We start from the raw sequence: 13,365 nt of genomic DNA, 5'->3' as shown, positions 1-13,365 counted from the left end.
TGCCAATAATTAAACACACGCTGAATGGAGGGCATGGCGCCTGGTCCTACTGGGTCAAAATGACCTTCATGGCCTTTTCATGCGCGGCATTACCAAACACCTCATAAGCCTTCAGAATATCGTTCAGCTCAAAACGATGCGTAAGTAGAAAACACCCGGCTCCACATCGGTAACAGAGCGCTTGGATAGAAGATGTTCAGCCTTGCGGCGACACCGAGAAATTGGTCTCGCCCCTGTCATCTGCCGTCATCACGACCTTAAAGGTTTTGGACGTACCGCAACCAGAAACCTGCCAGCTCTCCACCGCTTTCTGAATCGTACCCGTCGCCGACGGTTCGACACTCGCAACGCTGGCATCAACACTTTGGATAGAACGACACTGGGTAACTGCCGAAAACAAACGTTCAACAGTGGTAAATACGTCTTTACGCAACAGCGGATCCGTCACGGACTGCCCCGTAAACTGAGGCTGACTCGCACAGCCTGCCAACACTGCACCCGCTAAAGCGAGGGTACTCAGGATGCCCTGGTGTTTCGCCTTGAACCGCATATTCACTCCTTGAAACGGCCTATGCCTATGACTGCCAACTGATTCCCGAGTGGCTATTTACCTGAAGCCGAGCCGCACAGCAGGGCCACCAAATCTCGGGTCGCCGAGATCACTTCAGTCGTGACGCCACACACTTGAGAGCTGACGATAAGACCCTCACCGATGACAAAGAGTTGCATGGCAACTGAAGCAGGCTGGTAGAAATCCGCCTCGGAACAAAGCCCTTGCAAATAAGCCTGCACCTGGCTTTTGTGCTCGCGGGCCAACAAATGCGCAGGGTCGCTGGGTGCACTGTATTCCGCCGCCGCATTGATAAACGCACAACCATGAAAATCAGCAGACTGCGTCCAGGCAATGATGAATTCGATATAAGCCTGCGGTTTTTTTTGCGTCGGAGCCGCCTCCACCGCCTCTTGCATTTGCAGCAGGAAATCGTTGTGCCGCCGTTGCAGAGCAGCCTCGACCAAATGCTCCTTGCTCGAAAAATGACGGTATAGGGTTTTCTTGGTCACGCCAGCGTGCTGACTGAGTTGCTCAACTCCCGAAGCATGAAATCCCTGCCGATAGAACAACTCGAGCGCCGCCTTGGTGATCACATCTGAAGTGCTCATCACGATTCCCTTTTGAGTCAGTGCCGCCAGTGTATACCGAATGGTTGACTTCGAAGTATACCGATCGGTATCCTTTTGAAACACCCCACTGATCGAGTCATTGCTATGCCTATTCTGCGCCTGCCTAAATCCAGCGCTCCGCCCGCACCCGACCTGCGCTTCAGTCTGATGTCCTTTATCGGCGTGGTCATTGCCATTGGCGCAACGGGCTGGCTCAGCCTGATATCCGGAACACCTTGGTTGATGGCCTCATTCGGCGCCAGTTGCGTACTGGCCTTCGGCGTGCCTGATTCACCGTTGGCTCAACCCCGCAGCATCATTGGCGGACACATGATCTCGACGCTGGTCGGCCTGCTGGTGTTACACACGTTGGGCAATGAATGGTGGGCTTGCGCGCTGGCCGTTGGTTTGGCGCTGGTTGCCATGCAACAGACACGCACGGTGCATGCACCCGCTGGCGCCAATCCATTGGTGGTCATCACGGCCGGGGCGCCGTGGGGTTTTTTACTGACGCCTGTACTGGCAGGCTCGCTGGTCATCGTGATCACTGCCCTGTGCCTGAACAATGCACGCAGCAAAGGCAGTTATCCCAAATACTGGTTGTGACTTTATGGCGTTTATCGATGCGGATGAACCGTTATCGCGACCAGCTTGAGCACGATTGGCCGGACAACAAGGATGCACAGGAAGGCTGCTGGCATGGCCAGTTTGTAAGCCTCTAAAGCATTGCTCAAATAATGCGCATCTACGCCGGTATTGGCCGCCGTAATCACCAACGACATCAAGAACGCCATGATTGCCGACATGTAGAAGGCAAATACATAGGGCGTGGTTCGAACCGAGAGCTTCGGACGGCTGGAAGACAAAGGATTAGACGTGTGTTTTGAGTCCATGCTTGACCTATCGGGTACTGAATTGGATTGATAAGCACCTTAACAAGATCAAAAACACGTCACTAGACGGCTATTTCTAGTTTGTTTATAAAGCAGATCTTACGAATCGTGTCATTTTCGGGTCAAAACATGGATCTGTTTGCTGCAATCAATAGTTTTATCAAAGTAGTAGAAGCGGGTTCCATTGCCGGAGCGGCTAAAAACCTTGGCCTGAGCGCCGCCGCGGTGAGCCAGACAATCAATCGCCTGGAAACGCACCTGGGTACACGTCTGTTGCAACGCACGACCCGAAGCATGGCACTCACCGAAGATGGAAACATTTACTACGCCAAAGTGCAGCGCATCGTTACAGATCTGGAGTTGGCGCATCGTGCCATCAGCCACAGTGACACAGAACTCCAGGGGCGGTTCAGCATCGCTTCGACGGCTGCATTTGGACGACACGTATTGGCACCTCTCGTCGCAGGTTTCGCTAGCCGTCATCCCCGCCTGACCCTCGAATTGAGCATCACAGACAGCAAGATCAATCACATACAAAACAGCATTGATCTGAGCCTGAGAATCAGGCCTCAACTGGAAGACGGCATCATCGCCCGTAAAATCGTGTCCGTTCCTTTTATCATCTGCGCTTCACCTGCCTACCTTGAACGAGCGGGTTGGCCCAACTCACCAGAAGACTTGCAACAACATGCTTGCCTGGGCTTTCGCTATCCGCTGGATGGACGGTTTCTGCGCTGGGGCTTCATCAACAATGGGCAGCACGCTTATGCCACCCTCAATGTCACGGCCACCAGCGATGACATTGACGCGCTGGCACAAATGGCAGCACATGGTGCAGGCGTTGCCCGACTTGCAGAATTTATCGCCGCGCCTTACCTCGAATCAGGCCAGCTTATTCCTCTACTTCAGCGCAGCCATTCAACCACCGAGTCATATACCGAACCACTCGATATATACGCCTGTGTCCAGGATCGCGCGGCCATGACACCCAAAGTAAAAGCTTTCATCCGTTATCTGACTGAACACCTTGAGACGCGCTGGCCAAAAGCCAACATCTTTACCAGCGACCAGTAGCCATATACGGCGAAAAAAGCTCCGACAAAATCTAACGTCGGTTAATCCCCTCGAGTCCAACTACTCTTGCGCGCACCCTCTGGCACTGGCACTAAAATCGCCCGCAAACCCGCAGATTATCGTGACAGGCAATGAACCCAAACCTATCGCGATTGCACCAATCGGTATCCCTAAGATTCAAAGCACTCGGCGACCAGCGCCCTCCCCTCTGAAGATGCAAGCCAGGTTGTATTGACTATCTTTAGCAGAGTTGAGTACAACGACATAAGCGTTATCAGTCGTTAGCCTTGATAGAGTCAAAGCCTTGATAACACCGTTCATACCTACCATTTTGAAATAACTTCAATCGATTTATTCGTGCGCCAGCAAGTGTAATTTTTTAACGCTAGCCTCTAAAAAAAGAGGCTCCTTGTGCGAGGCTGAAGGTATGGAGACTAAAAGCAAACGGGGTTGGTTGTGGGCCTATCGCAAGATCCGCGGTCTGCAATGTTCCAGATTCACGGCTGCTTACCGGGCCACGCGGTACGCCTTGCGAAACGACACAGGCACCTTTCACAGCAAGATTACCTGGCAGAAAATTCGTATCTATCGATAACTGCTGATGGCCAATTCGTCATACTCCCTCGCAATTAGAGCGTGTCGGGGGGGCTGACAGCTGTCTGATGGGGCGGAGTCCCCACCTCTCCAAATCTGTCAGAAGCTTAAAGCACCTTAAGCCCTACAGGTCATGTGTATTCATTGCCATACCCTGATCCGGGCTTGAGGGGTTTGGTGATCGCCTGCCACCGCCAGAATGATAGCTATTTAACATCAATTAGCCGATTTTTTTTTGCAGCACGCCAACTCGATTTTTTGGCTATTTACGTTACATCAAAAACAACGTCCTCTAATCCCAACTTTTTTAAGTTTTTACTGGATTTTTTCGAAAGCTAATCTAGTGTTGCACGTGCACTGTCTTTACGACCATGCACAGCCTTAAAGATCTGGCAGAACATTGGAAGGTCTTTTAATAATTACAGTAATTCTTTCATAAAACTGCTGGTATCTGCGCATTAAAAAGGCTTGAAAAAAACTCACTAACGTTATCGTCCTGATCATGAAAAGGGTCTGACAGGTTTGCGCTCGGCTTTTTAAAATAAGCTGAACCAGTGAGCATCTAACAGTAAGTGCACTAACAGGGAGTTGTGCGCTTAACTGAACGTGTTGGTGATTATTATTCATACCATGCATTCCACATCAGCTAAGCCTACCCACAACGCCCACACGGTTATTATCCTTTTATTACCGAGGCATTGTATGTTCAAAAGAAAAGCTTTGGCGTGCCTGATCCTTTCATCTTCTGCTGTCAGCCTGAACAGCTACGCCGCAGATGGAATAATCAATTTCACAGGAAACATAACGGCCACCGCGTGCACCGTTAATAAAGACTCAAACAATCAGACTGTTACATTGGGCACAGTCAACCAAAGTGCATTAGCAGCCGAGGGTGTGACCGCGGCAGCAAAACTATTCACAATTGATCTAGAAGATTGTCCAGCCGGACTCACCGGTCATATTCGCTTCGATGGAAATGTCAACGAAGCCGATCCAAGGATTCTGGCTGTTAATCCTGGTCAGACAGCAACCAATGTAGGCGTTGCTATTTTTGACCGCGACAATCTTACTTTGGTCCCTATTGGAGAAGCCTCAAAAGACTATGTAATTTCAGATGCAGCGGCGACCACCAACACTGAGTACACATTTACCTACTACGCCAAATATATGGCAGTCGGCGGAGCTGCAGGACCGGGCTCAGCCAATGCAACAGCCACGTTTACGGTTGTCTACAACTAACACACCTGTTTAGCCTATCGATAATCGGCATTTTGCCGAGCAGGCAAAGTGTCGATTATCAGCACACAGCTATCGAACTTTAATCTGCAAAAACACTAATAACCAAGGAGCACGTGTGAAAGGCGCGCAAGGGATCAAATTATTAGCTGGGCTAATCGCCGCGGTTAGTTTCTTTACATCAGGGCAAGTCTATTCAGGTGTTGAAATCCAGGGAACCAGGGTTATCTACCCGCAAGCATCAAATCAGGTAGCACTGGATATAAAAAACCCAGACAATCGGGCTTATCTCATTCAGGCGTGGGCGGCAAAGAAACCTGACATCAACGATCATGATGACCAGGTATTTGTCATGACCCCGCCGCTCTTTCGGCTCGAGCCAACATCAACAAACTCAGTGCGCATTGTATACACTGGAAAACCATTGCCAGACGACAAGGAGTCTCTGTATTGGCTAAGTATTAAATCCATTCCATCGACTAATCCTGACGAGATAAACACGCTGACCATTAATGTCAAAAGTGTCATGAAATTGTTTTTCCGTCCAACGTCCATCAAAGGTGATCCTGCGACTGCTTATCAGGGCTTGAAATTTAAATTTGATGCAGGGCGTCTACACATCATCAATCCCTCGCCGTATTACATCACCTTGGCCACACTCTTGCTGGACAACAAAAAAGTTCCTGAACCACCGATGATCCCTCCCCATGCAGAAGTCATCCTGCCGGGTGAATATAAAGAAACCCAAAATATCTCTTGGCAGTCCATCAATGATTTTGGTGGCGTTTCCAATGAGATGAAGCTAGCAAATTTTAAATAACTCCATTTAGCTTGGGTTCTTCATGATTGACAATTCCTTTACTCGTGGAACAGCGCGTTCCTATGACGTGCTGATTTTACTGATTCTGTCAGGCTATTCAGCCTCAGTAATCTCTGAAGATTACTTTGAACCGAATGCAATTGATCGTATACCCGGCCAACACAACAGCATAGACCTGAGCTCACTGACACGCACAGGCGCTCAACCACCAGGCACTTATCACACGTATATTTATTTAAACGGCTCGTTAGTGGAGACTCGAAATATTGTTTTCACCGCGAAAGATGACACATTGCATCCTCAAATCAGCAAAGAAGATCTGGTCAACTGGGGCGTCTTTCCTGAAGCGACAACAGCGTTCATGCAGATGCACAATGGGGTCATGAAAGAATCCATAAGTGCTTATCTGCCTGACAGCTCCTTTGTTTATGATTTTGCCCAGCAAAAACTGAACTTGAGCATCCCGCAAATCTATATCAAGAAAGCTCCTCGCGGTGAAGTGCCCTCAAGTGAATGGAACCATGGGATTAACTCGGCCATCATCAACTACAACTATTCAGGCTCAAACAGCTGGATAAAGCACGGCTCCGGTGACAACCAGAACCACTACTTGAATGTACGCAGCGGGGTCAATTTTAACGAATGGCGCCTCAGAAATTACTCAGCATGGTCATCCACAGAAGATCACAACAGTTGGCGGAGCCTGACGACTTATGTTCAGCGTGATGTGACCTCATTGAAGTCTCAACTCACACTGGGAGAAAGCTATACACCCTCTGAAGTGTTTGACAGCTTTGCCTTCAGGGGGGCTCAACTCTACTCTTCCGACGCCATGATGCCGCAGAGCTTACGGGGCTTTGCTCCCGTGATTCGGGGCATCGCACAGACTAACGCGCAGATCACCATTCGCCAGGGCGGTAATACCATTTATCAGTCCTATGTACCTCCTGGCCCATTTTTAATTGATGACCTCTACCCCACCTCCGCCAGCGGCGAACTACACGTCTCGATAAAGGAAGCCAATGGAGAAATTCGCACCTTTACCCAAGCATTTTCTGCAGTGCCGGTTATGCAGCGTGAGGGCCGGCTAAAATATTCTCTGGCGGTTGGTCGTTATCGCTCTTCGGCGGGTAGCAACGATAAAAACCCGTCATTTTCTCAAATCACCGGGCTTTATGGCTTGCCGCATGCCACAACCCTGTATGGCGGCAATATCTATTCCGATAAATACAGTGCACTTAGTGTCGGTATAGGAAAAGGAATCGGCGATTTAGGCTCCATTTCACTCGATTCAACGTTTGCCAAGACTGAGTTGCCAGATAAAACCAAAAACGGTGGGTCCTTCCGTTTCCAATACTCCAAAGACTTCCTGGCCAGCGGAACCTCCTTGGCGCTCTCGGGGTATCGTTATTCAACGTCTGGGTATTACGACTTTAATGAAGCCAACGGCTACTACTCCAACCACCCTTCAGCGTATGGCCATGAAGCGCCTGCCGACACTGAGGAAGATCTCAGAAAGTTTTATCAATGGCGTGACCAGTTCAACAAACGCAGCAAATCACAACTTGAAATCAGTCAAACCCTGGGGGGTTATGGCAGCCTGTATGTGTCTGCCTATCAGCAGTCATATTGGGGAGTATCGGGCAATGAGAAAAACATCAACATTGGCTACAACGGCAGTTTTCGTTCGGCCAGCTATTTTTTAAACTACTCAGAATCTTCATCGCTCTACAATAACAACAAAGACAAAATTGTGTCGCTGTCCTTGCAAATCCCTTTCGATCGACTGTTATCGAACAGTTGGGTTAATTTTTCCGCCAGCAACAACAATCACGGCGATTCCATGGCCTCTGTTGGGGTTTCAGGAAATGCTTTAGCTGACAAACAGTTGAGCTATAACGTACAGCAGCGTTATGACAGCCAGGATCATGACGTAGCAGGCAGTGCATCTGTAGACTATAGAGCCAAATTTGGTCAATACCAGGCGGGCTATAACTACACCACTGACTCACAGCAACTCAATTATGGTGCTTCGGGGGGCATTGTTGTGCACCCTTACGGTTTAACGGTATCCCAACCGCTGGGAGATACTCTGGCGCTGGTAAAGGCAGACAAAGCCGAAAATATCAAGGTCTCCAATAACGTCGGCATCTACACCGACAGCGGTGGCTATGCCGTTGTTCCTTATGTCTCCCCTTATCAAAGAAACACCCTGCAACTGGATACAGCATCGCTGCCCAACAATGTCGATATCTTGAACACAACGAGCACCGTCGTACCGACAGAGGGAGCCTTGGTACTGGCCGACTTCCAGACTAAGGTGGGAGCGAAAATGCTGATCACGCTAAAAACTCAAACACTCATTCCATTTGGCGCAACAGCCCAGATCATCGAAAACGGCAATTCGATATCTTCCGGCATTGTGGATGCTCATCAACAAGTCTATTTAAGTGGTGCTCCACAGAAGGGTCAGATTAATGTCATCTGGAGCAGCGGTAAGTGTGACGCCAGTTTTGATACCCAGAACAATAAAGACCGTGTAAAACTCGTCACGGCATACTGTCAATAAGAGGTATTTATGAATTCCATAAAAACACTTAGCCCCTACTGTGTCGTTTTATTGACTTCACTGGTATGCACACAGGCCCTGGCCTATACCTGCACTACAAAAACACCGGCAACTTTATTTACGCCGCCCTCCATGACCATTGAGCGTGACTTGCCTGTGGGCGCGCCTATCGGCAACCCCATCTATATCAATAATATTCAGGCATTTACTTGCACCACCAATCCGAGCCCGAGCATCAGTTATCAGGAAGTGGCGGTAAAAGGCGTGGGTGATTACAGCCAACTTATCGATGACAGAAGTATTTTCAAGACTAATATTGCCGGCGTTGGCTATGCCATTGGGGGATACGCCTGCGGCAACTTAGGCCTGCTGTATGTTACCCGCAGAGCGACAGATATTGGTATAGAAAACGCTCGCCGTTTATGTTCAGTCAACGGCTTGTTCAATCAGCCGGTAACAGAAAACCTGGCGATTCAGTTTTACAAGACCGAACAAAACACTGGCATAGGCACAGTGACTGGTCGACAAGTTGCCTCAGTTTTACTGCGAGTCAACCAAACAGACTGGATCAACCCGGAATCCATAGTGAACATGGGACCTTTTTCGGTATATACCGTGGCTTGTACTGTCAATAGCCCGACGATCAGTGTGCCATTGGGCATCGTAAAACCCTCGGAATTCAAAGGCTACGGCTCCTCCCCCGATGACAGCCGAACCGCACAATTTTCCATTCCATTGACGTGCAACTCCGACGCCAATATCAATCTGGAAATAGGCGGCACTACGTTTGACTTTAAAAATGGCGTCTTGGCAACCGATCAGGGTGATGACGCAGCATCCGGTGTTGGCATACAAGTACTTTATAAAAACAAGCCGATTGTACTAAAGACACCCTTTGAAGTTGACTCCCCCACCAGCGAAGGACTTTTCAATATCCCGCTTCAAGCCCGCTATTTTCAAACGGCCTCCACTGTCGGCATTGGCAGCGTGAAGGCTAGCGCGACATTCACTATCACTTATAAATGACACCCCTGGAACCCTTGGTATTGATGCGCACTCTCTCGTCTCAAAGTCCTTAAATGACTGGGGCGCATCACACTCAAGTCGGAGATTTTGCTGGGCACGATGGTAGCAACCCACCCGTATATCGGGCGGGGCAGCCTTATTCTTTGTTTTTTTTTGAACTTTTCTTACAAGCTTCGTATCGTAAACCTCGTTCGATATTTTTCTAAGTCATGGAGACTCCCACCAATGTTCAAGACAAAACTGCTACGTCACTCCTGCGCGCTGGCCCTTTTCAGCGCACCGCTGGCAGTGATGGCCGCCCCCAGCACCGATCCCGTATTTAACGTCGGCCTGCTGGGCTCCTACACAGACTTCAAATTTGAAGGCGGTAGCAGGTCCGACAAGGAACACATGGGTCAAGGCGGCATATTCGCCACCTATGGCAACAAAATGACTGCCGAATCCGGTTTCGTTTACCAGATTGGCGGTGAAGCCAAATACAGCAAGAAAGATGGCAACAAACTCAAGGAAGCCCAAGCTGATCTCGACCTTGGCTGGCGTGCGGCGCTGGATGCGCGCAACTTCGTCGACGTTATCGTCGGCGGCGGTTACACCTGGACCCGTTTCGAGCCAGAGATCAACGATCTCGACACCAAGCTGACCTACAAGTCTCCGTTCGCCAAGGCCGCACTGGGCTACAACCACCAGTTCGATAGCTCTACCCTGCGCGTCGAAGTAGGTGCTCGCCAAACCCTCGACGGCCGCTCCCGCGTCAAGGTTCAACACTTTGGCAGCGAGACCGTGGACATGAAAGACCGCACCAACCCCTATGCAGAAGTTTCGCTGCTGATGAACCAGCAAGGCGACTTGCCGATCCAGGCGGGCGTTTACTACACCCGCACCGAGTACAAACTCGACGAACATACGCCGATTGCCGATAACACCAAACTCAAGCGTGACGAGTTTGGCGTCAAGGTCGGCCTGGTGTTCTGACCTGATCGACCAAGCCCCGGCAATGCCGGGGCTTGCTCCTTCGTTAACCCCCCACAACCCCGCCCCCGCCCCATTCTTTATTGTCCGATCAGCCATACGGCAGCAACCGCCATACAACTGTCGTCACACCTATGCGACAATGCGCGCCATGTCTGGCATGAACCCCGCATTTATTTCTCGGCAACTTGGTCTTAGCGCCCAACTGTTGCTGTCTACGTATGCGCGCTGGATCAACTCAAGCTCAGATTGGAGCCAGCTGGAAAAGCTCCAAATAGGTATCAAATCGATACCGGCTCAAACCAGCGAACTCCAAGCTATTGATAGGTAAAGCAATTGATCTCCACAGCTAACATCACGATGCAGTTCGGCGCAAAGCCGCTATTCGAGAACGTTTCAGTAAAATTCGGCGCAGGTAACCGCTACGGTCTGATCGGCGCCAACGGTTGCGGCAAATCTACTTTCATGAAAATCCTGGGCGGTGATCTCGAGCCGTCGGGTGGCCAGGTGATGCTGGAGCCGAACGTGCGTCTGGGTAAGTTGCGCCAGGATCAGTTCGCTTACGAAGAGTTCACAGTAATCGATACGGTGATCATGGGCCACGAAGAGCTCTGGAAGGTCAAGGCTGAACGCGACCGTATCTATTCGCTGCCAGAAATGACCGAAGAAGACGGTATGGCCGTTGCCGAACTGGAAACCGAGTTCGCAGAAATGGACGGTTATACCGCCGAGTCCCGCGCGGGCGAACTGCTGTTGGGGCTGGGGATCGGCATTGAACAGCATAACGGCCCGATGAGTGAAGTGTCGCCAGGCTGGAAGCTGCGTGTGTTGCTGGCCCAGGCCCTGTTCTCGGACCCTGAAGTACTGCTGCTCGACGAACCCACCAACCACCTGGACATCAACACGATCCGCTGGCTGGAAAACGTTCTGACTCAGCGCAACAGCTTGATGATCATCATTTCTCACGACCGGCACTTCCTGAACAGCGTCTGCACCCACATGGCTGACCTGGACTACGGTGAACTGCGCCTGTTCCCAGGCAACTATGATGAATACATGACTGCCGCGACCCAATCACGCGAGCAATTACTGTCGGACAACGCCAAGAAGAAAGCGCAGATCAGCGAGTTGCAATCGTTCGTCAGCCGTTTCTCGGCCAACGCATCGAAAGCCAAGCAAGCGACCTCGCGTGCCAAGCAGATCGATAAGATCCAGCTGGCCGAAGTCAAGCCGTCCAGCCGGGTCAGCCCGTTCATCCGCTTCGAGCAGACTAAAAAGCTGCACCGTCAGGCAGTCACCGTTGAGCATATGGCCAAAGGTTTTGACGGCAAGACGCTGTTCAAAGACTTCAGCTTTACCGTTGAAGCCGGTGAGCGCGTTGCGATCATTGGTCCAAACGGTATTGGCAAGACCACCCTGCTGCGTACGCTGGTCAATGAGTTGACCCCCGATGCCGGTTCGGTGAAGTGGACTGAAGCTGCCGAGTTGGGCTACTACGCCCAGGACCACGCGCACGACTTCGAAGATGACATGACCTTGTTCGACTGGATGGGCCAGTGGACACAAGGCGAGCAAATGGTGCGTGGCACCTTGGGCCGCATGCTGTTCTCGAACGACGAGATCCTCAAATCCGTCAAAGTGATCTCCGGTGGTGAGCAAGGTCGCATGCTATTCGGCAAGTTGATTCTGCAAAAACCGAACGTGCTGGTGATGGACGAACCGACCAACCACTTGGACATGGAATCCATTGAGGCGCTGAACCTGGCGCTGGAAAACTACCCGGGCACGCTGATCTTCGTCAGCCATGACCGTGAGTTCGTATCGTCGCTGGCCACTCGCATTATCGAGCTGAGCCCGAATGGCGTGATCGACTTCAGCGGCACTTACGATGACTACCTGCGCAGCCAGGGCGTAGTGTTCTGATGGCTGAAACTGCTTGTCGCTGAGTCAGATGCGCCAACAAAAACCCCGTCCTTGTGACGGGGTTTTTCGTTTTACCCTGCTCAATGTCCTGACTGCTGCTCAGCCAGTAGTCCGTCGGTCATTTTCTCTTGCGCTCTCCCTCGCCCTATCAGCCAGCGCTGGAAGGCTCGGCATTGCGCTTTGTGCAATGTGTTTGGGTGCCAACTCAGGTAATAAGACGAAGGAAGCGGCATGGCACGCGGCCAGGCAATGATCAGGCGGCCTTTGTCGATGTCGCGGGCAATCATTGAAAACTGCGCCAGTACGATGCCTTGGTGATCGATGGCGGCCTGAATCGCCATGCTGGATGAAGAATAACTTCGTCGTATGGCAATCGCCTGTTCAGCAGCGACGCCTTCCAGGCCAAACCATTCGGCCCATGAAGGCGGCGAGTCAAATTTCGGCCGCGAGTCAATGCGGATAAGGGGGTAGTTGAGTATGTCAGCGGGCTGCTCCACCGGGCCCGGCCGCCCCAGGAGCCTTGGCGAACAAGCCGGCACCACGCAATCGCGGAACAACATCACGCTGTGTGCACCGTATTGCCCCGGCTCGCCATAGCCTATCCGAAAGTCTGCGTTTTCTTCCTCTAACGTTTCCGCCAGCGTGCCATCCAGATAGATGTCCAGATCACTGTGGTCATGCTGCCATTCATAGATAAGCGGCCCCAGCCACTTGGTCATGAGAGAAGGCAGGCCACTGACATATAAATTGTTGGGGTTTTTCGAGCGCTCCACCTCGGACACGGCGGCCCTCAGTTCTTCAAATGCAAGAGAACACCGCGCGTGAAAACGCTGGCCGATGGCATTGAGCCGTAAGCGTTGCCCTTCTTTGACTGTCAGGTTCATGCCCAGCGCCTCATCAAGCAACTTCATCTGTTGACTCACTGCCCCGACTGAGATGTTCAAGCGTTTGGCAGCTTCGGAGATCCCGCCACAGTGACCGACGGTTTCAAATATTTGCAGGGCACGTAAGGGCGGCAAGCGGCTCATGGCGAGGTGAACATCTCATGGGATATAAAGTTTAGAAATTCTAATAAAACTCACAGAAATCACCATATTTTC

12 protein-coding genes and 1 pseudogene are annotated in these 13,365 nt (G+C 51.0%); 9 read left to right on the top strand and 4 right to left on the bottom strand.

The window, feature by feature from the left end; all coding sequences use genetic code 11:
* Window positions 1-196: 196 nt before the first annotated feature.
* Both NTD86_RS20770 and NTD86_RS20765 read right to left on the bottom strand, forming a co-directional pair.
* Window positions 197-550: a hypothetical protein gene (locus tag NTD86_RS20770; protein WP_262205094.1), complete on the bottom strand. Its 354-nt coding sequence runs from the start codon at window positions 548-550 to the stop codon at window positions 197-199.
* A gap of 53 nt (window positions 551-603) precedes the next feature.
* Complete coding sequence (locus tag NTD86_RS20765) at window positions 604-1,245, bottom strand: TetR/AcrR family transcriptional regulator (RefSeq protein WP_262205092.1); 642 nt, start codon at window positions 1,243-1,245, stop codon at window positions 604-606.
* Between the two features lie 21 nt (window positions 1,246-1,266).
* Here NTD86_RS20765 and NTD86_RS20760 point away from each other — a divergent pair, with 21 nt between their 5' ends.
* Window positions 1,267-1,767: an HPP family protein gene (locus NTD86_RS20760; protein WP_262205090.1), complete on the top strand. Its 501-nt coding sequence runs from the start codon at window positions 1,267-1,269 to the stop codon at window positions 1,765-1,767.
* Between the two features lie 11 nt (window positions 1,768-1,778).
* Here the strand turns inward: NTD86_RS20760 and NTD86_RS20755 are convergent, their stop codons facing one another.
* On the bottom strand, window positions 1,779-2,054 hold the full coding sequence (locus NTD86_RS20755) for a DUF2798 domain-containing protein (RefSeq protein WP_262205088.1): 276 nt from the start codon (window positions 2,052-2,054) through the stop codon (window positions 1,779-1,781).
* 129 nt (window positions 2,055-2,183) lie between these two features.
* Here NTD86_RS20755 and NTD86_RS20750 point away from each other — a divergent pair, with 129 nt between their 5' ends.
* The 8 genes and pseudogenes from NTD86_RS20750 to NTD86_RS20715 all read left to right on the top strand — a co-directional run bounded on the left by NTD86_RS20750 (window position 2,184) and on the right by NTD86_RS20715 (window position 12,265).
* The gene (locus tag NTD86_RS20750) at window positions 2,184-3,128 is read left to right on the top strand and encodes a LysR family transcriptional regulator (RefSeq protein WP_262205216.1); all 945 of its coding nucleotides are present in this window, start codon (window positions 2,184-2,186) and stop codon (window positions 3,126-3,128) included.
* 1,296 nt (window positions 3,129-4,424) lie between these two features.
* The gene (locus NTD86_RS20745) at window positions 4,425-4,961 is read left to right on the top strand and encodes a fimbrial protein (RefSeq protein WP_262205086.1); all 537 of its coding nucleotides are present in this window, start codon (window positions 4,425-4,427) and stop codon (window positions 4,959-4,961) included.
* A gap of 115 nt (window positions 4,962-5,076) precedes the next feature.
* Window positions 5,077-5,778, top strand: coding sequence for a molecular chaperone (locus NTD86_RS20740; protein ID WP_262205084.1), 702 nt, complete (start codon window positions 5,077-5,079; stop codon window positions 5,776-5,778).
* Window positions 5,779-5,800: 22 nt separating this feature from the next.
* Window positions 5,801-8,347: a fimbria/pilus outer membrane usher protein gene (locus NTD86_RS20735; RefSeq protein ID WP_262205083.1), complete on the top strand. Its 2,547-nt coding sequence runs from the start codon at window positions 5,801-5,803 to the stop codon at window positions 8,345-8,347.
* A 9-nt stretch (window positions 8,348-8,356) separates the two neighbouring features.
* Window positions 8,357-9,373, top strand: a complete 1,017-nt coding sequence (locus tag NTD86_RS20730; RefSeq protein WP_262205081.1) for a fimbrial protein — start codon at window positions 8,357-8,359, stop codon at window positions 9,371-9,373.
* A 225-nt stretch (window positions 9,374-9,598) separates the two neighbouring features.
* Entirely contained in the window at window positions 9,599-10,345 is a 747-nt protein-coding gene (locus NTD86_RS20725; RefSeq protein ID WP_262205079.1) for a porin family protein, read from the top strand.
* 94 nt (window positions 10,346-10,439) lie between these two features.
* Window positions 10,440-10,673 (top strand): annotated as a pseudogene (locus NTD86_RS20720) (integrase); the annotation flags it as partial.
* Between the two features lie 5 nt (window positions 10,674-10,678).
* Window positions 10,679-12,265, top strand: a complete 1,587-nt coding sequence (locus NTD86_RS20715) for an ABC-F family ATPase (RefSeq protein ID WP_262205077.1) — start codon at window positions 10,679-10,681, stop codon at window positions 12,263-12,265.
* An 80-nt stretch (window positions 12,266-12,345) separates the two neighbouring features.
* On the opposite strand, the gene NTD86_RS20710 is transcribed toward NTD86_RS20715, so the two are convergent.
* Window positions 12,346-13,293, bottom strand: coding sequence for a LysR substrate-binding domain-containing protein (locus NTD86_RS20710; protein WP_262205075.1), 948 nt, complete (start codon window positions 13,291-13,293; stop codon window positions 12,346-12,348).
* Between the last annotated feature and the right edge of the window lie 72 nt (window positions 13,294-13,365).

Source organism: Pseudomonas sp. 7P_10.2_Bac1 (assembly GCF_025465935.1).
GTDB lineage: Bacteria > Pseudomonadota > Gammaproteobacteria > Pseudomonadales > Pseudomonadaceae > Aquipseudomonas.
The sequence above is the reverse complement of the archived record's forward strand: the minus strand, read 5'-3'. Positions and strand labels throughout refer to the sequence as shown.